The sequence below is a fragment of the Flavobacterium sp. GQ95 genome, assembly GCF_059758655.1.
In genome coordinates this window covers 159,275-184,046 of the sequence record NZ_JCAXEB010000001.1, presented here as the reverse complement: position 1 = coordinate 184,046, position 24,772 = coordinate 159,275, and the positions used below count along the sequence as shown (strand labels likewise).

The window sequence follows — 24,772 nt, the reverse complement described above, 5'->3', positions numbered from 1 at the left end:
CTTCCTACTTTCGGATTGAAATAATATATATATTTGTCCTGAATTTTTAATTTCAAAAAAATGCTGAAAGCAGAACGACATAAATATATAATGAGTAAACTCGCTGAAGAACAAAAGGTTGTTACGACTGATTTGGCTTTGGCTCTTGATTTGTCTGAAGACACGATTAGACGGGATTTAAACGAATTAGACAACAAGAAATTACTTGAAAAAGTTTATGGCGGTGCTATCCAGATTACAGAGAAATCTGTTGATATTTTTAATATTGATATAAGTGCTGAAGACGAAAAGAAACAAATTGTAACCAAGGCACTTTCTCTATTGCATGACGGACAAGTCATTATAATGAGTGGAGGAAGCACGAATTTAGTGTTTGCAAAATTAATTCCTTCTGATTTAAAAGCTACAATTTACACTTACAGTTTGCCTATAGCAATGCAATTGTCCCAACATCCTAATATTGATTTGATATTTATTGGTGGAAAAATGCAGAAAAATGCAATGGTAACAATTGGTATGGATGTGATCCAGGTTTTGTCTAAAATTAAAGCTGATATTTGCTTTATTGGAGCCAGTAGTATTAATGTGAAACAAGGTTTAACGGAAATAGGATATGAAGTATCAATAGTGAAAAAAGCAATGATAGAGTCATCTGACAGGGTAGTTTCTATGTTTACTTCAAATAAATTGAATACTAAAATGCCACACGTCGTTTGTGACCTAAGTCAGTTAGATACTATTGTCACTAATCTTGATCCGGAAGACACAAGACTTGAAGAATATAGAAAATCAGGTGTTTTTGTTTTATAAGGCAGAGTCTTAAATTTACTTTTATGCGTTTTTTTTCGTGTTTCAAATTTATATTTGTTAAATAACGCAAAATAATGTAATCGTTCTGTTTTTTGTATCTATATTTGTTAAAACTAAACTTTAACAAAGGATATATTTATGAAAACCAATACTTCTTTGGCTTACGACATACCAGGAAAATTTGAAGAAACACGCTTTGAAAAAAATCATAATGTAATTTTTGAAAGCGCTCTTGAAGCTTCTAAAGTAGTTGCACACGAAATAGCCGAATTAATACGTTCAAAACAAGCCAGCAATAAATCTTGCGTACTGGGTCTTGCCACAGGATCATCACCAATAAAAGTTTACGAAGAATTGGTGCGCATGCACAAAGAAGAAGGTCTTAGTTTTTACAATGTTATCTCTTTCAATCTCGACGAATATTATCCTATGACTAAGGAGAATCGTCAGAGTTATCATTACTTCATGCATCAATACCTGTTCAATCATATTGATATCAAACCGGAAAATGTAAATATACCGGACGGAACAGTTGCTCTGGAGGAACTAAATCAATATTGTGTCGATTACGAATTAAAGATAAAAAAAGCTGGAGGGCTTGATTTCCAGTTATTAGGAATTGGACGTACAGGTCACGTCGGTTTTAACGAACCGGGTTCTCATATAAATTCCGGTACCAGAATTATAACCTTAGATCATATTACAAGAGTTGATGCTTCATCTGACTTTAATGGTATCGATAATGTTCCAAAAAGAGCAATTACCATGGGAGTTTCAACAATTCTAAGATCTAAAAGAATTGTCTTGATGGCTTGGGGACATAATAAGGCTTCTATCATCAAAAGAACAATTCAGGGAGAAATTTCTTCAGAAGTTCCAGCTACTTTTTTGCAAAATCATTCTAATGCCACTTTTGTTTTAGACAAATTTTCTGCATCAGAATTAACCCGATTTGAAACGCCATGGTTGGTTGGCGGATGTAGCTGGACAGAAGAATTAAAACGCAAAGCAATTGTTTGGCTTTGCAGAGAAACCAAACAAGCCATATTAAAACTTACCGATAGAGATTACAACAATAATGGTATGTCAGATCTTTTAGCCCTCGAAGGTTCTGCCTATGATCTCAACATTAATATGTTCAACGTATTGCAGCACACTATTACAGGATGGCCGGGAGGAAAACCAAATACTGATGATTCACACCGACCAGAAAGAGCCAATCCTGCAAAAAAACGAGTAATTCTTTTTAGTCCGCATCCTGATGATGATGTGATTTCTATGGGAGGAACTTTTTCAAAATTGATAAAACAAGGACATGACGTTCATGTGGTGTATCAAACTTCAGGAAATATTGCGGTTACAGATGATGAGGCTTTAAAATTTGCCGAAGTATGCAGCGATTTTATAGGAAAAGAAATAGAGGGAGTTAATTTTTCATCGGTTATTAAATTTCTAAATAATAAGACAGAAAACCAGGTTGATTCATTAGAAGTTAGAAAATTAAAAGGACTGATCAGACGAAGAGAATCTTATGCCGCAACAAGATACATCGGCTTAAAAGATGAAAACACGCATTTCCTGGATCTTCCATTTTATGAAACAGGACAAGTGAAGAAAAATCCGTTAGGTCCGGAAGATATTGCTATCGTAAAAGATATTATCGCCAAAATAAAACCGCATCAGGTATTTGCTGCCGGAGATTTGGCTGATCCGCACGGAACGCACGAAGTTTGTCTGAATGCCATTTTTGCTGCGATGAAAGAATTGAAGCCGGAAAAATATATGGATGATTGTTGGTTATGGTTATACCGAGGAGCCTGGCACGAATGGGATATTCACGAAATTGATATGGCCGTTCCGCTTTCTCCTTCAGAAGTATTATTGAAACGTCATGCAATTTTATACCACCAATCCCAAAAAGACAGGGTGATGTTTCAAGGAAACGATTCTAGAGAATTTTGGGTTAGGGCTGAAGACCGAAATAAAAATACAGCCATCTTATATGATGAATTAGGTTTGGCAGAATACGAAGCAATCGAAGCTTTTAAACGTTTCGATTACTAATAAAAGTATAAGCTTTTTTAAGAAACCTGACGGGTTTTTAAAACCCGTCAGGTTTAATAGTAAAATTGAAATCTAACTATTTCAAATTAACGACCAATAAAATAACCAATAAAATGCCCAATTCTAATAAACTACAGCAATTATCAAATTCATTAGAAGGAACTCTTTTTTATGACGAGCTTCATAAAAAATTGTATGCTACTGACGCTTCTGCTTATAGAATTATGCCAGTTGCAGTTGCGGTTCCAAAATCAGAAGAAGATATTGTTAAAATTATTCGGTTTGCTGCACAAAATAAAATTTCAATAACACCCAGAACGGCAGGAACTTCGCTAGCTGGTCAAACAGTTGGGAACGGAATAATAGTAGATGTTTCTAAACATTTCACAAAGATTGTAGCTTTTGATGCAGAAAAGAAAACCGTAACCGTTCAGCCCGGAGTAATTCGTGATGAACTGAATTTGTTTTTGAAACCGCATGGATTATTTTTTGGACCCAATACTTCGACCACAAATCGATGTATGATTGGAGGAATGGTGGGTAACAATTCATCGGGAACAACATCAATTCGGTATGGCGTTACCCGTGATAAAATTGTTGAAATAAAAGCGGTTTTGAGCGACGGAAGTATTGTTGTTTTTAAAGAAATGTCTTCTGAAGAATTTATAGAGAAAACCAAAGGCGATTCATTGGAAAGTAAAATCTATAAAACAATTTATGAGGAACTTTCGAATAAAGAAAATCAGGAAGAAATTGTAAAGGAATTTCCAAAACCGGAAATCCATAGAAGAAATACCGGTTATGCAATTGATTTATTATTAAAATCAGAGCTGTTTTCGGGAACAGAAAATACTATAAATTTAGGAAAATTGCTTTGCGGAAGCGAAGGAACTTTAGCCTTTACCACAGAAATCACATTAAAAGTAGACGATTTACCGCCAACAAATGCTATTATGGTGGTAGCACATTTCCATAGTATTCATGAGAGTTTAGAAGCTGTAGTTACTGCCATGAAACATCATTTGTATACCTGCGAAATGATGGACGATACTATTTTGGATTGTACCAAAACGAATAGGGAACAGGCTAAAAACAGGTTTTTTATTGTTGGCGAACCAAAAGCAGTTATTATGCTTGAGGTTGGTTCACATCATAGTATGGAAGATGCAGAGCGACAGGCTGATGCTTTGATTAAAGACCTTCAGGAGAATAATTTTGGGTACGCATTGCCTAAAATTTACGGAACTGATATTGATAAAATAAACGATTTAAGAAAAGCAGGTCTCGGACTTTTAGGAAGTATCGTAGGCGATGATAAAGCCGCAGATTCTATTGAAGATACCGCTGTTGAGTTAAGTGATTTACCCAATTATATAGCTGATTTTGCAGCGATGATGCAGCGTCATGGACAGAGCGCTATTTATTATGCGCATGCTGGGGCTGGAGAATTACATTTACGTCCGAAGATAAATTTAAAAACAAAAGAAGGATTACATCAGTTTAGAAATATATCCACGGAAGTGGCTCATTTGGTAAAAAAATACAGAGGTTCGTTAAGCGGTGAGCATGGCGACGGAATTTTGCGTGGGGAGTTTCTACCTTTTATGATTGGTGACAAAAATTATGAACTGCTGAAACGAATAAAAAAAGCATTTGATCCTAATACCATTTTGAACGTTGGGAAAATTGTAAATGCTTCTAAAATGGATGAAAATCTTCGTTTCGAAGCAGGACGGGTGGAGCCAGAAATTAAAACCATTCAGGATTTTTCAGATAGTATGGGAATTTTGCGTGCCGCAGAAAAATGCAATGGTTCCGGCGATTGCAGAAAAATGCCATCGGCCGGAGGAACTTTGTGTCCAAGTTATCGCGCGACCCGAAATGAAAAAGATACAACTCGTGCGAGAGCCAACGCTTTAAGAGAATATTTGACGCATTCTGAAAAAGATAATAAATTTGATCACGAAGAATTATACAAAGTATTTGAGTTGTGTGTGAGCTGTAAAGCCTGTGCCAGCGAATGCCCAAGTAATGTAGATGTGGCGACTTTAAAAGCGGAGTTTTTGTATCAATATCAAAAAGCAAACGGATTTTCTGTAAGGAGTAAAATATTTGCATTTAACTCAAAACTCAATGAGTTAGGAAGTATCGCACCTTCAATTACTAATTTTGTTGCCAATTTATCTTTGGTTAAAAAAAGCATGGGAATTGCACCAGAAAGACAAGTTCCTTTATTGGCGCCAATGACTTTTAGAAAATGGTACGCAAAAAATCGAAAATCGGCAGAAAATAATTCTTTCAAAAACGGAAAGGTCTATCTTTTTTGTGATGAATTTACCAATTATTATGATGTTTCAGTCGGAATTGATGCTTATGAATTATTGACGGGATTGGGTTACGAAGTAATTATTACCGATCACGAAGAAAGTGGAAGAGCTTTTATATCCAAAGGTTTTCTGGAAGAAGCACAGGAAATTGCCAATAAAAATGTGGCTGTTTTCAAAGATTTAATTTCTCAAAAAACACCTTTAATCGGAATTGAACCTTCTGCCATATTAACGTTTAGAGACGAATACCTTCGATTGGCAGGAGATAAAGAGAGTGCTGAAAAAGTATCGCAAAATACCTTTACCATCGAAGAATTCTTTAAAAGAGAAATTACAGAAGGAAGAATTCATTCGGGACAATTTTCGGATGAGGAAAAAACAATAAAAATTCACGGACACTGTCATCAAAAATCATTGAGCAGCGTTGAAGCTTCTTTTGCCATGCTGAATGTGCCAAAAAACAGTTCGGTTACGATTTATAATTCAGGTTGCTGCGGTATGGCAGGTTCGTTTGGTTATGAAAAAGAGCATTACGAAATCAGTATGCAAATGGGAGAAGATACTTTGTTTCCAAAAATTCGTGCAACCGAATCGACAACGGCAATTGCTGCCGCGGGAACAAGCTGCCGCCATCAGATTTTTGACGGAACAAACAGAAAAGCAATGCATCCGGTGACGATTTTAAAGAGTTGTTTGAAATAAATATTTTGATTTCCATTTTGTCTAATTGGTTAAAAGAATACATATGAAATATCTATTTTCTAAAATATTATTACTTTTTGTAATTGCTTCCGCATTTTGCCAAAAGACAGAAAAATCAGAAACCATCAAGTTTGTACAGCTTACTGATTTACATGTTTCTGTGGGAAATGAGAATGATTTTTTGTTGCAGAATATTGTAAAAGAAATCAATAATTCAGATAATGAATTTGTTGTCGTAACAGGAGATTTAACGAATCGTGGTGCAGATGATGAATTGAAGCAGGTTCACTCTATTTTAGCAAATTTAAAAATTCCGTATTATGTGATTTCCGGAAATCATGAAACGAATTGGAGCGAAAGTGCCGGCTTAACCTATAAAAAAATATGGGGTAACGACCGGTTTGTTTTTTCAAAGGGAAACTATCTTTTCGTTGGGTTTCCATGTGGGCCTTATATGAAAATGGGCGACGGTTTTGTAAAACATGAAGATGTGCTCTGGCTTGATAAAACCTTAAAAGACAGCCTTAAAAACAATAATAAAAAGGTATTGAATTTTGCTCATTACCCTTTAGATAATAGTGTTAGTAATTATAAAGAAGTACTTGCTGTTTTAGAAAAATATCCCACCGTAGCCAGTTTCTGCGGTCATGGGCATACCTTGAAAAAATATGATTTCTCTGGTTTAAGTGGTGTTATGGGAGCATCAATTACCTCACGCGACGGAAATACAAAAAGTTATAATGAGGTTATTATCAGCAATGATAGCATCAGAATTTATCAGAAGGAAATTGATAAACCCAGTGTTTTTAGATTTTCAGTTCCCTCAAAACCTTCAAAAATCAAGATTCCAAAAGATAATTTGGTAGTGCAATCTCCTTTCTTAAAAGATATTGCTTCTATTTACGGTCTTCCTGCATTTGATAAAAAGAACGTTTATTTTACGAATTCGATTGGTGAAATGCAATCGGTAAACTTGAAAAATAAAAGTGTGAACTGGAAAACAGAAACCGGAAATTCGATTTATTTTTCGCCTATAATTGTAAAAAATAATTTAGTTATAGGTACAATAGAAGGAAATCTATTAGGATTCGATACCCAATCAGGAAAACAAAAATGGACAATTCCTGTTGGAGGCGTTTTGGTAGGGTCGCCAATTGCAGAAAATAATAAAATTTATACAGCCAGTTCTACGGCGTTTATTTGTGTAGATGCTGTAAGCGGTAAAGTAATCTGGCAGAATAATTTACCCATGTCATATTCACAGGGAACTCCGTTAATACAAGGTGATAAAATAATTTTTGGAGTATGGGATTCGTATGTTTATTGTCTGGACAAAAACACAGGGAAACTGATCTGGAAATGGAATAATGGCAATGATAAACAAATCTTATATTCTGCCGGAAATGTAAATATGGTTTCAACAAAAAACAGACTTTACTTTGTTACTCCTCAACGTTTTTTAACCATTTTAGATATTGAAACAGGTAAAACGCTTTTAAGAACTTCGAAATGGAAAATTAGAGAATCAATGGGTAAAAGCCAGGACGGAAAATGGTTTTATGGCAAAACAATGGATGGCGAACTTTTGAGATTACCTCTTACTGATGATTTAGAATTAACAGAAGAAAATTTAATTAATCAAAGTAAAGTTTTAGATTTAAAACTAGGCTATGAACACAATCCCGCGCCAATTCTGGAACATCAAAATAAAATATTTATTGGAAGCCGAAAAGGAGAGGTTGTTATTGTTGATGCTGAAAAATTTGAGATTATAAAACAAATAAATTTAGGAAGTTCCAGTGTAAACGGATTTTCAATTGATAATAAAGGAAGAGTCTGGACATCGCTTATCGAAGGCGGAATCTATTTATTAGAGTAAAGATTAAACCTTGCGGTTAAATTCTGTGTCACGATATTAACCTAACCAAAAATAGTACTTATGAAAAACTTAAAAATTTTACTCCTAATACTGTTGTTCCAGACGAAACTTTTCAGTCAGGAATCACCAAAAAGAGAAATGCGTGCCGCCTGGATTTCGACAGTTGATAATATTGACTGGCCTTCAAAACCGGGATTGTCAGACAAACAAATGAAATCTGAAATGATTACTATTCTGGATAATTTGCGATCTAATAACCTGAATACGGTAATTTTTCAAATTCGGCCTACAGCGGATGCTTATTACAAATCAACAAAAGAACCGGCATCGCATTGGATAACCGGAACTCAGGGCGTCGCTCCTGGTTTTGATCCATTGCAGCTGATGATTGATGAAGCCGGAAAAAGAGGAATGAATGTGCATGTTTGGCTTAATCCGTATCGTGTACAGAAAGATACTACCAAAGAAGTGCTTGCAAAAACACATTTGTATTTTAAAAAACCAGAGCTATTTCTTACGTACGGAAAATCAAGATATTTTAATCCGGGTTATAAAGAAACGAGAGATTTTGTTTCGTCTGTAGTGGGCGAAATAGTTAGAAATTATGATATTCAGGCGGTGCATATGGACGACTATTTTTATCCTTATAAAATTACAGGAGAAGAATTTCCAGATCAAAAAGCGTTTGCCAAAGAGCCTCGCCAATTTAAGGACAAAGACGATTGGAGAAGAGACAATGTTGATTTGATTATTAAACAAATAAGAGATACCATCATTGCAAATAAACCAGAAGTCGAATTCGGAATTTCACCTTTTGGAGTATGGCGTAATATTGCTAAAGATTCAGAAGGTTCAAATACAGTGGCCGGAGCTACAAATTATGATGATCTGTATGCGAATATTTTAAAATGGCAAAAAGAAAACTGGATCGATTATATAACGCCACAACTGTATTGGCACATTGGTTTTGACAGAGCTAATTTTGAAGTTTTGGCAAAATGGTGGGCCGCTCACAAATACGGGGCAAATGTTTATATCGGTCACGGCGATTACAAAATTTCAAATACAGCCAAAGAACCTGAATGGAGAAGTGCGGATCAAATTGTGAAGCAAATCGAAATGATTCGGACTATGCCTTTATTAGACGGTTCGATGCATTTTACAGCAAATACTTTTCTCAAAAAAGGTGATACCCTTAGAAAACCACTCCTTCAAAAGCAATATAAATATATCGCCTTAACACCCGAAGCAAACAGAATTACAAGAATAAAACCACAGCCACCAACAAATGCTTTGATCGCAAAAAAAGGAGGCAAAACACTTTTGACATGGATCGCTGGGGCGAATGACAAGAAATTCGTGATTTATAGATTTCCGAAAGGAAAAATAACCGATTTTTCTAATGCGGAGAATATTTATTACGTAACAACAGCTACAAAGTTTGAAGCTGAGGGCAGCGATTTTGAAAATTATGTATTTGCCGTTTCTGCTCTAAGTCAGACTCAAACAGAAAGTAGTCCCATACAATTTATAACAAAATAAAAAGATGAGAAAAAGTATCTTGCTAATTGCCATTTTCTTGAGTTCTCTCAGTATTGTACAGGCTCAAAAACTGGATATAATTCCGAAGCCTGTAAAAGTAGAGCAGAAAGAAGGCGTGTTTGTAATGCCGCCATCGGTACAAATTATTGTAGACAAAAAAGCACAAAAAAGTGCTAATTTCATAGCCGCTTCTTTTTTAAAAAATACAGGGATTACCCCGATTGTGGCTATTGGAAATAAACAGAAAAAAAATACAATCGCATTCTTGGTAGATAAAAAAATGAGCCTCCCAAACGATGGTTATAAATTGAGTGTAACTAAAAAAGGAGTTCTTGTAAAAGGGAAATCGCCAAATGGAGTACTCAATGGTTTTCAAACATTATTGCAAATGTGCTCTGCAAGAGAGGTAAAAAAAGGAACAATTCCATTTGTAAAAATAGAAGACTATCCTCGTTTTGACTGGCGTGGTATGATGCTGGACTGTTCAAGACAATTTTTTGACAAACAAACTGTTAAGAATTATATTGATTGGCTGGCCGCACACAAAATGAATGTTTTTCATTGGCATCTTACGGATGATAATGGCTGGAGAGTCGAAATTAAATCAATGCCGGATTTAACAACAAAAGGAGCCTGGAGAGGACCAGGAGAAGCTTTGCTGCCATCTTACGGTTCTGGAGACAAACGTTACGGAGGTTTTTATACGCAGGCAGATATAAAAGAAGTGGTTTCCTATGCCTCAGATCGTGGAATTTCTATTATGCCCGAAATTGAAATCCCGGGACATTCGCGAGCAGTAACCGCCGCCTATCCGGAAGTTGGTTGTGTAACTACTCAGGAAACAAAAAGTGTTCAGGGAGAAGTGAAAAATGTATGGTGCGTGGGTCGTGAAGAAAACTATCAAATTTTAGATTCTATTATTAGGGAATTTTCAGAACTATTTCCTTTTGATTATATTCATGTTGCAGGAGATGAGGTGAACAGAGCTACATGGGAACAATGTCCAAAATGTAGAGCTTTAATGGAAAAGGAAGGCTATACCGATACTTTTCAGCTTCAGAATTATTTCTTTAAGCGTGTCGAAAAAATCGTAGAAAAATACAATAGAAAAACGGCCGGTTGGAACGAAATTCTTAAAGGAGGTGAAATGAGTCCGAACACGCAAATTTTTGCATGGCAAGGAATTAGTTACGGAATAGAATCTGCTAAAAAAGGACATCCAACCATTATGATGCCGGGACAGTATACTTATTTTGATATGGCGCAGTCTGAAAACGAACGTGGTCATCGCTGGGCTGCCATTACCGATACCAAAAGAGCATATTCATTTGAACCCATTCCGGAAAATGATTTAACACCCGATCAGCAAAAAAATATAAAAGGAGTCCAGGGAGGTTTGTGGAGCGAATATTTAGATCGCCCTGCACGAATTATGGAATACCAAAGTTATCCAAGAATTTCGGCCTTGTCAGAAATTGGATGGTCACGAAAAGAAGATAAAAATTGGGATGATTTTTATAGGAGATTGACCCGAAGTCATTTACAACGTTTGGCTAATATGGGAATTGCTTTTAGAGATTTTCCACCAGCTGCCATTTATAAAGACGGAAACATCACCGTTACGCCGCCTTATGAAGGAGCGATTGTTCGTTATGATGCAGAAGGAAATGAACCTACAAATCAATCTCCTTTGTACACTAAACCAATTCAGACCAAACAGTATGAGAAGTATTTGTTCCGTACTTTTTTCAATGACTACACGGTAAGTCCAGCTGTAAAAGTGGAGAAATTGCCAGTTGCCAATTGGAATACTTCAAAAGTTGAAATTTTAAATATCTCAGAAAATATCTCTGAGCAAGTAGATAAAAACGGAATTTGGTACCTGACTTTTAATCCAACAGAAGACAAAACCAATAATGGCATTATCAAAGCAGTTTCGCTTTTTGAAAATGACAAATTAATCCAAACTTATTCTGAAGAAAATGTTTTAAAGTTAAAGCCGCGTTTGCGATTTGTGATTGAAAATTACAACGATAAAAATACCTACAGACTGGATTTTACAGTTGAAAATAAAGAAGCAAAAGAATCTGCTGCCAAAGTAAATTTCAATTGTTCACCGTATCAGGAACCAGAGGTAAAAGTAACTTCATCTATGGCTGAAAATCCTAAGTTCCCGATTTCGAAATTAGAAGATTACAATGCAGAAACCTATTTGCGTACAGACGTTCCTTGTGCCAATGGCGACTGGATTTTGTATACCTTCACTAATCCTGTAATTTCTTCAAAAATTGATGTGTTGACAGGAATTCCGCATCACCCAAGATTTATCGTTAATAATGGTTACGTTGAATATTCATATGAAGGTGTTAATTTTGTAAAAGGAGATAATTTTGATTACGGAAATGCATCAATTTATCCAAAACAAGCTGTAAAAGCAGTTAAAATTACGATTACCGGAACCAATAATGAGCCGCTTATGGCTGCTCAGGATTTAAGAATTAACCCTTAGGATTATGAAAAAAATATCGATCAAAGTTGTATTTGTTTTCTTGATTTTTTTAGGAATGAATGCTTATTCCCAGAAAAATGCAAAGGAGTCTTTTGATGTAAAACGAAATGAAGTTTATATCGATTCGATGATGAATAATGCACTCGAAAAAGGGTTTTTTCCGGGAGCACAAATTATTGTTGGTAACAAAGATGCTGTGTTTATAGAGAAGAATTATGGTTATCATGATTATTCAAAAAAGCAAAAAGTTAAAGCAGATGACGTTTATGATCTGGCTTCTATGTCTAAAGTTTTGGGAGCGACTCTGGTAACCATGCGCTTGGTTGGAGAAGATAAAATAAAGTTAGATGACAAATTGGGAGATGTAGTGGCAATGTACAAAAACACAGCTATTACCGATTTAACGCTTTTTGAATTATTGACGCATACTACAGGCCTAAAACCAAGTATTACTTTTTATCAAAGTCTTTTGTCGACACCTGATGGATCGCCTTTGTTAAGTGATAATAAATCAGATAATTATCCTGATTTATTTGATACGATGTATGTAAATAAAAATATCGTTTACGATTCTAATTATCTTTCTTTCGCGCCGAAACAGAACTATGTTCAGATTTATAAAAACATGTGGTTAAATCCCGAATTTTACAAAACGGTTTATGATAAAATAGCGACAGCGAATACAAATGAGCGAGGAAAATATTTGTACAGCGATTTAAATCTGATTTTGGTACAACAAATGATTCAGGCCAAAACAGGTTTAAAACTCGATCAATTAGCTAAAGAAATTTACACCGAATTAGGGATTTCAAAAATAGGATACAATCCTTTAAAATGGACTTCTGAGGAAAATGTGATACCAACTGAAATCGATAATTTTTTCAGAAAAGATACCATTAAGGGTTATGTACATGATGAAGCCGCTGCGATTTTTGGAGGTGTTTCCGGAAATGCTGGCTTATTTGCAAATGCCGAATCCATCTCGGTGATTTGTCAAATGCTGTTGAATAATGGAAAGTATAACGGGAAACAAATTCTAAAGGCAAAAGTAATTAAGGAGTTTACTAATTCGCCCCTTGCCCAAAAAGGAATTTACCGCGGATTAGGTTTTGATAAACGTAAACCCGACGAATTTTATAAAGAAAATGATTTTGGTCATACCGGTTTTACCGGAACTTTTTTCTTTATGAATCCAGATGATGATAGATATTTAATTATTCTGACCAATCGCGTAAATCCAACTCGAACCAACAGATTAATATACAAAGATGATTTTAGTGCAAAAATTTGGAGACAAATCAATAATTGAAAAAAGGTTTGCCACTAATTGCACAAATTTCCACGAATTTAAATCTGCTGTTAAGAAAATTTAAATGAAGTATTTGCCACAGATTAAAGGATTAAAAAGGATTTTGTTTCACGCAGATTTTGCAGATTTTAACAGATAAACGCAGATAATAAATTTTTAAATTAAATCTGCTGAAATCTGCAAAATCTGCGTGAAAAAATTTGTGGAAATTTGTGCAATTCGTGGCAAAAAAAAAAATTAAACACTATGAAAAAACTAATCTTAATTTGCATACTGATATCAACAGTATCTTTTGCACAAAACATCAAAACGGGAGCTCAGAATTATACTGCATATTTGCCTTTGCTCAAAGGGAAAACGATTGGTGTAGTAACCAATCAGACAGGGATTATTGACAGTAAAACCCATTTGGTTGATTTTTTGGTAGAGAAAAAAGTGAAGATAAAAAGCATCTTTGCTCCGGAACATGGTTTCCGTGGCACGGCAGATGCGGGCGAACATGTATCTGATGAAGTTGATGCAAAAACGGGAATTTCGATTGTTTCTCTTTACGGAAAAAACAATAAGCCAACTCCGGAACAATTGAAAGGAATTGATATCATGGTTTTTGATTTGCAGGATGTTGGAACAAGATTGTACACCTACGTTTCTACCATGCACCGAATAATGGAATCCTGTGCTGAAAATAACGTACCACTTATTGTTTTAGATCGTCCAAATCCTAACATTGCCATTGTAGATGGTCCTGTTTTGGATATTGCTTTTAAAAGCGGTATTGGTATGCATCCAACACCTTTGCTTCACGGAATGACTTTGGGTGAGGAAGCCAGAATGATCAATGGAGAAAAATGGCTAAAAGATGGAATTCAGTGCAAGTTGACTATTATTCCTTGTCTGAATTACAACAGAAACAGCAGTTATAGTTTGCCTGTGAGACCTTCTCCTAATTTGCCAAACGATCAGTCTGTCAATTTATATGTAAGTTTATGTCTTTTTGAAGGTACGAATGTCAGTATGGGGCGTGGAACCGAAAAACAATTCCAAATTTATGGTTCTCCTTACTTGCCAAAAAGTAATTTTGCATTTACGCCAAAATCTAATTTTGGAGACAAAGATCCTTTATACAATGGAGTAGAATGCAATGGAGAGGATTTATCAGCGATTCCAAGAATCAATAAACTGGAAATTAAATGGCTGATTAAAGCGTATCAGTCAACGGCAGATAAATCAAAATTTTTCGACAAAAGAAAGTTCTCGATACGTGCCGGAAATGAAAAATTACAACAGCAAATTGAAGCTGGAATATCAGAAGAAGAAATTAGAAACAGTTGGAAAGAAGGTTTGCAAAATTTCAAAAAAATGAGAAAGCCGTATCTTATTTACAATGAAAAATAAAATTATAAAAATGAAACAAGCGATTGTCAATGCAACTGTTCATACTGGTGATGAAATAATCAATAACGGAACTATTATTATAGAAAATGGAAGAATTCTTTCCGTTCAAAAAGAGATTCCAAACGATATTGAAACAATTAATTTACAAGGAAAACATATTGCAGCAGGTTTTATAGACATTCAAATAAACGGTGGAGAAAAACGCTATTTTAGTCAGACTCCAACTGAAGAAACCATTCAGGATATTTATGATACAAGTCTGAAATACGGAACCACTCACGTACTTCCTTGCTTAATATCATCATCTAATGAAACGATTTTGCAAGGAATTGAAGCTGTTCGAAATTATAGAAAAAAATACGATAACGGCGTGATCGGAATGCATTTGGAAGGTCCATTTTTAAATCCGTTAAGACGAGGAGCGCATAGTATTGATCAGGTTCGAAAACCAACCAATAAAGAGCTTGAAGATATTATTCGATATGGAAAAGATGTCATAAAGGTGATCACAATTGCACCGGAATGTTTTACAGACGAACAACTGAATATGTTATTAGAAAGTGGGATCGTAATTTCGATAGGACACTCAACTATTACCTATAAAGAAGCTCAGGTTTATTTTTCAAAAGGCATAAAACTCGTAACACATTTATTTAATGCGATGACACAGTTTGGGCATCGTGAACCAGGCTTGGTTGGAGCTTCTCTTGAAAATGAAAATGTATTTACCCCGGTTATTTTAGATGGCGCACATTGCGATTATGCGGCAGCAAGACTGGCGTACAAATTAAAACAGGACAAGTTCTTTTTGATTAGTGATGCTACATTTTTAGGCCGAAAAGTAGCCAACTTCAATTGGGATAATTTTGATGCTCATCTCGAAGATGGTTTCTATAGAAATGATGAGGGTAATTTGGCCGGAGCCACAATCTCAATGTCAGAAGCTGTTCAAAACGCGTATAATCATTTGAATGTTTCAGCTGACGACGCTATTAAAATGGCAACTTCGAATGTAGCAAGTGCGATTGGTTTAGAAAATAAATATGGTAAAATAAAAACTGGATTTCCTGCCAGTTTTGTCAAATTTAATGCTGATTTATCTGAAATTGAAACTTTGAATTTTTCTAAGAGTTAATCAACCATTTCATAAAATCACGCTCGTAGTATATCTACTTACGATCATCAATTCAATATCAAAGTATATAAAAAAGGTTTTTATTTTTTATCTAGACTTCCATACAGATGCTAAAAAAAGTGTCATTATGGAAGTTTTTGATTTTAATTGCATGTGCATTTTACTTTATAAATATAACAAAAAGCTCCAGAGAAATCTGGAGTTTTGTCTTAGTAGTTCGCCATAGCGAAGACTCGAACCTGTGTCCGCCGGGGCGGATATGAGCCCGACGAATATCGATTAAGACAAAAAAAGCTCCAGATTTCTCTGAAGCTTTTTCTTAGTAGTTCGCCACAGCGAAGACTCGAACCTGTGTCCGCCGGGGCGGATATGAGCCCGACGAATATCGATTAAAACAAAAAAAGCTCCAGATTTCTCTGAAGCTTTTTCTTAGTAGCGGGAACAGGACTCGAACCTGTGACCTTCGGGTTATGAGCCCGACGAGCTGCCTACTGCTCTATCCCGCGATGTTTCGGGTGCAAAGATAAGCAGTAAATACGGTTATGGCAAGGAATTACAGAAATATTTTTTTATGCACGGAAAAGTTTAATAACTTCTTAACAAACAGTTGTTTAAGGTTTTTAGGATGGTGATTTAGGTAATGGAATCAATTTTGTAATTCAGTAATTCCAGATAAGGATCGTTTTTTAAACCGAGTAAATGACCAAAAGCGGGCTCGGTTTTGTAACCTTTTTGTTTGAGTTTGATGATTTCTAGCCGGAAGTTTTCGCCTTTTGATGTCAGAATTTGGTCTTCAATAATCATATGTTTATACCCATTTTGATTTTTTGTCGGAATGTTTTGCCCGAAGATTTCAATTTCAAAAGGATCAATTTTAAAATTGGCTACAATAGTTTCCTGATTATCGATTTTCGTTTCCCGAATTTTGAATTCTCTTTCATTCCCAAAAACAGATTGAATTTTAGCTTTAAAATCAGTTTTGTTTTTCCAGTAACAAATAATATCAAGATCGCTGTTTTCAATAGCAATATTTATCGGAATAGTGCCGACTAAAAGAGGTTCAAATTCAGCAATATTCAATAAAATAGTATTTCGGGTTAAGATATCATAAGCCAGAATTTGTTTCTGATTTCCGAATTTTAAATATTCAATATTGCTAAAGTCAACCATTTTACTTGCTATAATCTGTTACTTCTTTGATTTCTTGTTGTATTATTTTATTAATATCAACTTTGGCATTTATAAAAGTGAAAATGGATGTCTTATATTCTCGAGCATATTTATTTGTTATTTGACCGACATAGGCGGAAGATTGAAAATGCTGACTTGTTTCTTTAAATTCAGCTTCAGCTTCTTCGTATTCTATAACTCTGATCACATTTTTGTATTTCACATCGAGATTAAACCAATTTACGTAATCGGCATTAAAAGAAACTGCTTTAATTCCTTTTTTAGAGTAATAATTAATCGCGCCTGCTTGCCCGTAATTATCACAGAGTACTAATGTCTTCTCCGGATTTGGAATCAAAGCATAAACTGAATCTGTTTTACGGGCAAGTTCCTTCCATCCCAACATATCAGCAAAATCTTGTGGTAACGCATGATCTTTTCCATCTTCCCAACGAAGCATTCCCATTTTTTTATATTTTTCGGGATGTTTTACTATAGATTCTGGACTTTTGTTTGGAAAAGCCAAATTATACATCGGAATAAATAGCAATAGGGGTATCAGAATAAAAATGGGTTTTAAATATCTTTTCCAACCTGAATTTAAAATGTCAGAAAGAAAAACAGCACCAAAAGCGATGTAAATAGGATATAGGCCGATTGCATAATATGCTTTTGCTTTGAAATAAATAAAAACGATTAATGTAAAAATTATTGAAGCAAAAAATAACTTATAGTTTGCGAAAGGTTTGTAAAGCAACAAAGCATATAATCCTGAAAGAATAACAAGGAAAGAACCAATAAAAAACAACAACTGTTCTTTTAAAAAATCAATACGATCGACATTAACCAGTTGTGTTTCTGCTAATTCTTTCATATGGTGTACAATCGGGAATTGATTATTGTATTGCCATAATAAATTGGGAAGAATCAACAGTAATCCCAAAATCAAGGCAAAATAGAGTTTTTTCTCTGCTAAAATCTTTCTTTGATTAGAAAGTAAAAGGGCAGGTAAGAGGCCAATAAGCAAAAATAGAATGTTGTATTTGTTTAGAAAACCAAAAGCAAATACAATTGCTCCTATATAAAACCATTTTTTTTCTTTGGTTGTGATGTATTGAATAACAACATAATAAAAAGTCGTCCAGCATAAAACATCTAGTGAATTGGGTTGATACAACATATTTAATCGTAACAGGCATGAAAATACGACACATGTGGCTCCAAGAACTAAAGCATACAAATTCCCTTTAATTGTTTCGATGGTTTTCCAGACAATTACTAAAGTCAAAACACCAAAAAGTGCAGGAAAGAATTTAATCCAGAAAACAGAATTCCCAAGTAAAAATATCAAATAAGAAAACCAGGAAGTGACTGGTGGAACTGATAAATAACCCCAAGCCAAATGATGTGCCTGATCGAGATGCAGATATTCATCACGTTGTAAATCATATTCCGGACTTAACAAGACAATTTGCAGGATGAATTTTAGGAAGATAAACGCGATTAGCATTATAGTTTTTTTGGTCATAAAGGTTTTGCTATAAATAACTTAAGTGTTATGAATTCTTTAGCTAATATATCATTTATTTTGTATTTAGGATAAAAGTTATGATTGATTCCAGTTTTAGAAAACAACAATTTTGAAAATACTTATTTTATAGAAATGAGTGTTTTAAGATGAAATTAGCCTTAATTCAGCACGAAAGGCTGGAAAATACTGAGAATAGTGTTTTATATTAACTCAAAAAAAGCGATTTATTTAAAAAATATTTACAAAATCGTTTTAGTAATTCCATTTTAGTATATATTTGTGTATATTTAACGCTTAACAAAACTAATTCTCTCAATGAAAAAGATTACTATAAAGGATATTGCTATGAAGGCTGAAGTCTCAATATCTACTGTGTCTTTCGTCATTAATGGTAAAGGAGAGAAAATGGGAATCAGCGCTGCAGTTATTAAAAAGGTGCAGGACATTGCTGCTAAACTTAATTATAGACCTAGTATGATTGCAACCAGTTTAAGAACTGGAAAAACAAGATCAATCGGGCTTATTGTTGAGGATATTTCGAATCAGTTTTTTGCTGATCTGGCAAGAGTCATTGAAGATGAGGCTAAAAATATAGATTACCGGGTTTTTTATTGTAGCACAGGAGATGATGACGAACGTTCTGAAGAATTGATTCATAGTCTTTTGCAGGCAAACGTAGATGGTTTTATTATTACACCGACACAAAAACTGGAAGATAAAATTGATCTTCTTTTAAAATTGAAGAAACCTGTCGTATTAGTCGATAGATATTTTCCCGGACAAAGTGTGAGTCATGTTGTAATGGATAATTATGAAGCATCTCATTCGGCCACAAAATTTCTGATAAACAAAGGTTGTAAAAATATTGCTGTTGTTAATATTACGTCTGAAATGATTCAGATGACATTAAGAGAAGATGGTTACAGAGATGCTTTAAAAGAGGCAGGTATGTACAATGAATCGCTTGTTCTTCATGTAAATTATCATAGCAATGAAGAAACAAGAATTGAAGAACTTGTAAATTTTTTCAATAAAAATCCTAAGATAGATGCTGTTCTGTTTTTAGCCAACTATATGGGATTGGCAGGTCTTCAGGCCTTTAGGGGAATGGGAATTAGAATTCCTGAAGATATATCGGTTATTAGTTTTGATGATCATGATAGTTTTAAATTGCATACACCCACAATCAGTGTAATTGCACAGCCAATTGAAGATATTGCGATTAATGCCATACAATTATTAATGAGTCAAATGACAGATATAGAAACATTTGAAGTTGAAAAACGTTTGAAAAAAGGTAATTTGATTATTAGAGAGTCTGTCTGATTTAGTTGCAAAATTTAAAAGATAAAAAGAAAACGTTTCGTTTTTTTTAGTCATTTCACTAAATCGTTTTAGTTTGTTTAGAAGCAAACTTTATAAATTTGATTATTTTGCTTTTTTAAAAAGGAGGCTGAAATTGGTAATTATAAAAGAATAGAGAGATTAGATTATAAACAACAAATAGATATAGAATAAGGAATAGTTTAAAAATTTTGGTTAGTTAGTTTGAATTAAGCCGGGTAGGAATACCTGTACCTCCCGGCTTATTTTTAAATTTATGATTTTCACCGATTAAGCCAGAGAGGAAGGTTTTAAAAAGAGCTGCGTAAATCTGTTTTAATCCGTGTCATCCGAGTTCCATTACATAAGTCAATAAAAAAATAGAATATGTTTACAAAATACCATAAAATAGCGGTTATAGGAATTTTAGCTTTAAGCCTATTTTCTGCTAATTCGTTAATTTCACAGGAAAGGAAGACTAAAACTAATTCAGATTACACCCAATATGTAAATCCGTTTATTGGTTCTGCAGGTCATGGTCACGTTTTTGTAGGGGCGAATGTTCCTTTTGGAGCAGTTCAGTTAGGGCCAGTAAATATCTTTGAAGGCTGGGATTGGTGCAGCGGATACAATTATGCCAGTAATACTATTTTAGGATTTACGCATACGCATTTGAGCGGTACGGGAATCGGGGATTTAAATGATATTCTTTTGCTTCCGGTTTCTGGAAAAGTGCCTCTTTTTAAAGGCACAAAAGAAGATATGGTGAACGGGTATGGCTCTTATTTTTCGCATGAAAACGAAGTAAGTAAACCAGGTTATTATAGCGTTTTCTTGGATAAATATAAAATTAAAGCCGAATTAACAGCCAGCGAAAGAGTTGGTTTTCATAAATATACGTTCAATTCTGCTACAGATTCTCATGTTTTATTAGACCTTGCCGATGGTGTGGGCTGGGACAAACCGGTAAAAACATTTATAAAAAAAATAAATGAAACAACCCTTGTCGGATATCGTTTTTCAGAAGGATGGGCTACGGATCAGCGTGTCTATTTTGCGATGGAATTTTCTGAACCACTTTCGGGTTTGGCACTTTATGATGATAAAAAAGCTGTTTCAGGAAATGAAGATGAAGGCTTAAAAATGAAAGCTGTTTTAGATTTTGCTTCTTTAAAAAACAAACAGGTTTTAGTAAAAGTTGGAATTTCCCCGGTGAGTTATGAGAACGCTTCCGCAAATATAAAAGCCGAAATACCGAATTGGGATTTTGATAAAATAGTCAAGGAATCAACATCAAAATGGAATAAAGAATTAAGCAAAATTCAAATCAAGGCCAACGATAAAACGATGAAAGTTTTTTATACTTCCTTGTATCATACAGCCTTTGCACCTTCTATTTTTAATGATGCAAACGGAGATTACAGAGGAACGGATAAAAAAGTCTACGAAAAAGCAAACTTCACGAACTACACAACTTTTTCACTTTGGGACACTTACAGAGGTTTACATCCATTATACACCATCACACAGCCGGATAAAATTAATGACATTGTAAAATCATTTTTGGCTATTTACCAACAGCAGGGAAGATTACCGGTTTGGCATTTAATGGGGAATGAAACCAATACGATGAATGGAAACCATTCGATTGCTGTTATAGTTGATGCCTATTTAAAAGGGTACAGAGATTATGATGTGGCATTAGCCTACGAAGCCATCAAAAAAACGGCAATGCAAACACGTGACGGAATGGATTACGTGCAAAAATTAGAATATATTCCGGCTGATAAAATGCTGGAAACGGTTGGAAATGCTTTAGAATACGCTATTGATGATTACTGCGTAGCGCAAATGGCAAAATCGCTAAACAAAACCGAAGATTATACCTATTTCACAAAAAGAGCCAATTTGTACAAACTTTATTTCGATAAAGAAACCACTTTTATGCGTGGTAAATTAACTGATGGAAATTGGAGAACTCCTTTTAATCCACTTTCCTCTGCACACCGTAAAGACGATTATGTTGAAGGGAATGCATGGCAATATACTTGGCTGGTTCCACAGGATCCTTATGGTTTAATTGATTTATTTGGAAGTGAAAGTAAATTTTTAGCCAAGTTAGATTCACTTTTTCTAATAACAGATAAAGTAGAAGGAGAAGAAGTTTCACCGGATATCAGCGGTCTGATCGGGCAATATGCACAAGGAAACGAACCGAATCACCACATCCCGTATTTGTATGCCTACGCCGGAGAACCCTGGAAGACAGCTAAATTAATTAGAGAAATTGATGATAAATTCTATTCGACAAAACCGGACGGATTATGTGGTAATGAAGATTTAGGTCAAATGTCTGCCTGGTACGTTTTATCTTCAATGGGATTCTATTCGGTTAATCCTACAAACGGAATTTATGTTTTTGGAAGTCCATTGGTAAACGAAGCCGTAATTCATCATAAAAAAGGAATTTCATTTACAGTAAAAGCAGTTGATAACAGCGCTTCAAATATGTACATCCAGAAAGCAGAATACAATGGAAAACTGTACACAAAATCGTATATCACACACGATATGATTGTGAAAGGCGGAGAATTGAAATTGTATATGGGAAGTAAACCGTCGACAATTTTTGGAGCGAAAAAAGAAGACAGACCTCTATAATTTTAGATTTAAGAGTTCAGATTTTAGATATACAATTATAATTTCCTGCAAGGTTTCAAAAACCTTGCAGGTGTAAATTTAGTCAAGTTTAAAGCTTACAGCCTACGGCTTAAAGCGTAAAGCATTTAATTATGAAAATAAAGAGTTTAATTTTTTTAGGATTAATACAGTGTTTAGCTGCAAATGCGCAGGATAAAATCCTTGATCCGGTTGAATATGTGAATCCATTAATGGGAACACAATCTTTGCACAGTCTTTCAAACGGAAATACTTATCCGGCAATTTGCAGACCTTGGGGAATGAATTTCTGGACACCGCAAACCGGTAAAATGGGAGACGGATGGGCTTACATTTATACAGCCGAAAAAATTAGAGGTTTTAAGCAAACACATCAGCCTTCACCATGGATGAACGATTACGGTCAGTTTTCGATTATGCCGGTAACGGGTAAATTGGCTTTTGCCGAAGCAGACAGAGCAAGCTGGTTCAGTCATAAAGCTGAGGTTTCAAAACCTTATTATTACAGTGTTTATCTGGCAGATTATGATGTTACTACAGAAATTACAGCAACAGAAAGAGCAGCACATTTTCAGATTACATTTCCTGAAAACGAGCAATCTTCTATTGTAGTCGATGCATTCGATAAAGGTTCATATGTCAAAATTATTCCTTCTGAAAATAAAATCATCGGTTATACAACGCGCAACAGCGGGGGAGTTCCAACCAATTTCAAAAACTATTTTGTTTTGGTTTTTGATAAACCATTTGCATCTAATTCGACTTGGAATGATAAAGGTTTAGAAAAAGATAAATTAGAATTACAGGACAATCATGCAGGAGCAGTGGTTGGTTTTAAAACTAAAAAAGGAGAAATCATTAATGTAAAAGTAGCCTCTTCTTTTATTAGCCCTGAACAAGCTGAACTGAATTTAAAATCAGAATTAGGAAATGCTTCTTTTAATGAAACGGTAGCTGCCTCTAAAAAAGAATGGAATAAAGTCCTTGATAAAATAGCCGTAGAAAGTAACAATGACGAGCAATTAAAAACCTTTTATTCTTGTTTGTACCGCACCACTTGTTTCCCTCAAAAGCAATACGAAATAAATGCAAAAGGAGAAACAGTGCATTATAGTCCTTACAATGGAAATATTTTGCCAGGTTATATGTACGCCGGAACTGGTTTTTGGGATACTTTCCGCGCCCTTTATCCTTTGTTAAATTTAGTTTATCCTTCTGTAAACAAAGAAATGCAGGAAGGTTTAATCAATGATTATAAAGAAGGCGGGTTTTTACCGGAATGGTCAAGTCCTGGTTTCAGAAATGTAATGGTCGGGAATAATTCGGCTTCCGTAGTTTCAGATGCTTATATGAAAGGTTTGCGTGGATACGATATCAATACTTTATATGAAGCTTTAGTTCATGGCGCCAATAATGAAGGACCTGTGGATGCTGTTGGAAGAACAGGAGTTTCTTATTACAATACTTTGGGATATGTTCCGTATGATGTGAAAATTAATGAAAACGCAGCCAGAACACTTGAATATGCTTATGATGATTTTGCAATTTGGAAATTAGCGAAAGCATTAAATCGTCCTAAAAAGGAAATCAGTGTATTCGAGAAAAGAATGATGAATTATAAAAAGCTGTATAATCCTGAAATTGGTTTGATGAGTGGAAGAAATAAAGACGGAAGCTTTCCTCCGAATTTTAATCCGTTTAAATGGGGAGATGCTTTTACAGAAGGAAATGCATGGCACTATAGCTGGAGCGTATTTCATGACGTTCAGGGATTAATTGATTTAATGGGCGGACAGAAAAAATTCACCGCTAAACTAGATGCCGTTTTTTCAACACCTCCAGTTTTTGATGACAGTTATTACGGATCCGTTATTCATGAAATTCGTGAAATGCAGATTATGAATATGGGTCAGTATGCGCATGGAAATCAGCCTATTCAGCACATGATTTATTTGTATAATTATGCTGGCGAACCCTGGAAAACACAATATTGGTCAAGAGAAGTAATGAACCGTTTGTACAAACCAACTCCGGATGGTTATTGCGGTGATGAAGATAACGGACAAACCTCAGCCTGGTATATTTTCTCTGCCATGGGATTTTATCCGGTTTGCCCGGCAACGGACGAATATGTTTTGGGAGCACCATTGTTTAAGAAATTAACCCTGAAATTAGAAAACGGAAAACAGCTGATTATAAATGCTCCAAAAAATTCTGAAACCAATAAATATGTTCAGGATTTAAAATGGGACAATGCAGGTTATTCTAAAAATTTCATCAACCATTTTGATGTCTTAAAAGGTGGTGAATTAAATTTTGATATGACAAGCGAGCCAAATTTACAAAGAGGAACATCAACAAGTGCCTTTCCATATTCTTATTCAACTTCAAAATAAT

Annotated in this window: 14 protein-coding genes and 1 tRNA gene; 12 read left to right on the top strand and 3 right to left on the bottom strand. The window is 34.8% G+C overall.

All coding sequences use genetic code 11. The annotated features are described in order from the left end of the window. Positions 1 to 60 precede the first annotated feature (60 nt). The 9 genes from AC6CH4_RS00725 (at position 61) to nagA (ending at position 15,672) form a co-directional block, all read left to right on the top strand. Positions 61 to 810 (top strand): DeoR/GlpR family DNA-binding transcription regulator, encoded by a 750-nt coding sequence (locus AC6CH4_RS00725; protein WP_498099282.1) that lies wholly within the window; start codon positions 61 to 63, stop codon positions 808 to 810. Between the two features lie 138 nt (positions 811 to 948). Beyond that, positions 949 to 2,874, top strand: coding sequence for a glucosamine-6-phosphate deaminase (gene nagB, locus AC6CH4_RS00720; RefSeq protein ID WP_498099280.1), 1,926 nt, complete (start codon positions 949 to 951; stop codon positions 2,872 to 2,874). Between the two features lie 113 nt (positions 2,875 to 2,987). Then, positions 2,988 to 5,903, top strand: coding sequence for an FAD-binding and (Fe-S)-binding domain-containing protein (locus tag AC6CH4_RS00715; RefSeq protein ID WP_498099278.1), 2,916 nt, complete (start codon positions 2,988 to 2,990; stop codon positions 5,901 to 5,903). Positions 5,904 to 5,946: 43 nt separating this feature from the next. After that, positions 5,947 to 7,782, top strand: a complete 1,836-nt coding sequence (locus tag AC6CH4_RS00710; RefSeq protein ID WP_498099276.1) for an outer membrane protein assembly factor BamB family protein — start codon at positions 5,947 to 5,949, stop codon at positions 7,780 to 7,782. 60 nt (positions 7,783 to 7,842) lie between these two features. Then, entirely contained in the window at positions 7,843 to 9,324 is a 1,482-nt protein-coding gene (locus AC6CH4_RS00705) for a glycoside hydrolase family 10-like protein (protein ID WP_498099274.1), read from the top strand. A gap of 4 nt (positions 9,325 to 9,328) precedes the next feature. Beyond that, positions 9,329 to 11,833, top strand: coding sequence for a beta-N-acetylhexosaminidase (locus AC6CH4_RS00700; RefSeq protein ID WP_498099272.1), 2,505 nt, complete (start codon positions 9,329 to 9,331; stop codon positions 11,831 to 11,833). Between the two features lie 4 nt (positions 11,834 to 11,837). Next, complete coding sequence (locus AC6CH4_RS00695) at positions 11,838 to 13,142, top strand: serine hydrolase domain-containing protein (protein WP_498099270.1); 1,305 nt, start codon at positions 11,838 to 11,840, stop codon at positions 13,140 to 13,142. Between the two features lie 246 nt (positions 13,143 to 13,388). Further along, a complete protein-coding gene (locus AC6CH4_RS00690) occupies positions 13,389 to 14,537 on the top strand; it encodes an exo-beta-N-acetylmuramidase NamZ family protein (RefSeq protein ID WP_498099268.1) in 1,149 nt (382 codons plus the stop codon). A 10-nt stretch (positions 14,538 to 14,547) separates the two neighbouring features. Next, positions 14,548 to 15,672 carry an N-acetylglucosamine-6-phosphate deacetylase gene (gene nagA / locus AC6CH4_RS00685; protein ID WP_498099266.1) on the top strand — a complete coding sequence of 375 codons (1,125 nt, stop codon included), beginning with the start codon at positions 14,548 to 14,550 and terminating at the stop codon, positions 15,670 to 15,672. A gap of 433 nt (positions 15,673 to 16,105) precedes the next feature. Here the strand turns inward: nagA and AC6CH4_RS00680 are convergent. The 3 genes from AC6CH4_RS00680 to AC6CH4_RS00670 form a co-directional block, all read right to left on the bottom strand. Beyond that, positions 16,106 to 16,178 (bottom strand) — tRNA-Met (locus AC6CH4_RS00680). Positions 16,179 to 16,305: 127 nt separating this feature from the next. Then, on the bottom strand, positions 16,306 to 16,842 hold the full coding sequence (locus tag AC6CH4_RS00675) for a DUF4269 domain-containing protein (protein WP_498099264.1): 537 nt from the start codon (positions 16,840 to 16,842) through the stop codon (positions 16,306 to 16,308). A 1-nt stretch (position 16,843) separates the two neighbouring features. Further along, positions 16,844 to 18,370 (bottom strand): ArnT family glycosyltransferase, encoded by a 1,527-nt coding sequence (locus AC6CH4_RS00670; protein WP_498099262.1) that lies wholly within the window; start codon positions 18,368 to 18,370, stop codon positions 16,844 to 16,846. 318 nt (positions 18,371 to 18,688) lie between these two features. Here AC6CH4_RS00670 and AC6CH4_RS00665 point away from each other — a divergent pair, with 318 nt between their 5' ends. The 3 genes from AC6CH4_RS00665 (at position 18,689) to AC6CH4_RS00655 (ending at position 24,771) form a co-directional block, all read left to right on the top strand. After that, positions 18,689 to 19,699 carry a LacI family DNA-binding transcriptional regulator gene (locus tag AC6CH4_RS00665; RefSeq protein WP_498099260.1) on the top strand — a complete coding sequence of 337 codons (1,011 nt, stop codon included), beginning with the start codon at positions 18,689 to 18,691 and terminating at the stop codon, positions 19,697 to 19,699. Positions 19,700 to 20,083: 384 nt separating this feature from the next. Further along, positions 20,084 to 22,357, top strand: a complete 2,274-nt coding sequence (locus AC6CH4_RS00660) for a GH92 family glycosyl hydrolase (RefSeq protein WP_498099258.1) — start codon at positions 20,084 to 20,086, stop codon at positions 22,355 to 22,357. 131 nt (positions 22,358 to 22,488) lie between these two features. Then, positions 22,489 to 24,771 (top strand): GH92 family glycosyl hydrolase, encoded by a 2,283-nt coding sequence (locus tag AC6CH4_RS00655; RefSeq protein WP_498099256.1) that lies wholly within the window; start codon positions 22,489 to 22,491, stop codon positions 24,769 to 24,771. Position 24,772 lies beyond the last annotated feature (1 nt).

What these genes read in the sequence shown, in the direction of transcription:
- AC6CH4_RS00665 (WP_498099260.1), top strand. Translation starts at nt 18,689, where the DNA reads ATGAAAAAGATTACTATAAAGGATATTGCTATGAAGGCTGAAGTCTCA.
- AC6CH4_RS00695 (WP_498099270.1), top strand. Translation starts at nt 11,838, where the DNA reads ATGAAAAAAATATCGATCAAAGTTGTATTTGTTTTCTTGATTTTTTTA.
- nagB (WP_498099280.1), top strand. Translation starts at nt 949, where the DNA reads ATGAAAACCAATACTTCTTTGGCTTACGACATACCAGGAAAATTTGAA.
- AC6CH4_RS00710 (WP_498099276.1), top strand. Translation starts at nt 5,947, where the DNA reads ATGAAATATCTATTTTCTAAAATATTATTACTTTTTGTAATTGCTTCC.
- AC6CH4_RS00700 (WP_498099272.1), top strand. Translation starts at nt 9,329, where the DNA reads ATGAGAAAAAGTATCTTGCTAATTGCCATTTTCTTGAGTTCTCTCAGT.
- AC6CH4_RS00705 (WP_498099274.1), top strand. Translation starts at nt 7,843, where the DNA reads ATGAAAAACTTAAAAATTTTACTCCTAATACTGTTGTTCCAGACGAAA.
- AC6CH4_RS00660 (WP_498099258.1), top strand. Translation starts at nt 20,084, where the DNA reads ATGTTTACAAAATACCATAAAATAGCGGTTATAGGAATTTTAGCTTTA.
- AC6CH4_RS00655 (WP_498099256.1), top strand. Translation starts at nt 22,489, where the DNA reads ATGAAAATAAAGAGTTTAATTTTTTTAGGATTAATACAGTGTTTAGCT.
- AC6CH4_RS00690 (WP_498099268.1), top strand. Translation starts at nt 13,389, where the DNA reads ATGAAAAAACTAATCTTAATTTGCATACTGATATCAACAGTATCTTTT.
- nagA (WP_498099266.1), top strand. Translation starts at nt 14,548, where the DNA reads ATGAAACAAGCGATTGTCAATGCAACTGTTCATACTGGTGATGAAATA.
- AC6CH4_RS00675 (WP_498099264.1), bottom strand. Translation starts at nt 16,842, where the DNA reads ATGGTTGACTTTAGCAATATTGAATATTTAAAATTCGGAAATCAGAAA.
- AC6CH4_RS00715 (WP_498099278.1), top strand. Translation starts at nt 2,988, where the DNA reads ATGCCCAATTCTAATAAACTACAGCAATTATCAAATTCATTAGAAGGA.
- AC6CH4_RS00725 (WP_498099282.1), top strand. Translation starts at nt 61, where the DNA reads ATGCTGAAAGCAGAACGACATAAATATATAATGAGTAAACTCGCTGAA.
- AC6CH4_RS00670 (WP_498099262.1), bottom strand. Translation starts at nt 18,370, where the DNA reads ATGACCAAAAAAACTATAATGCTAATCGCGTTTATCTTCCTAAAATTC.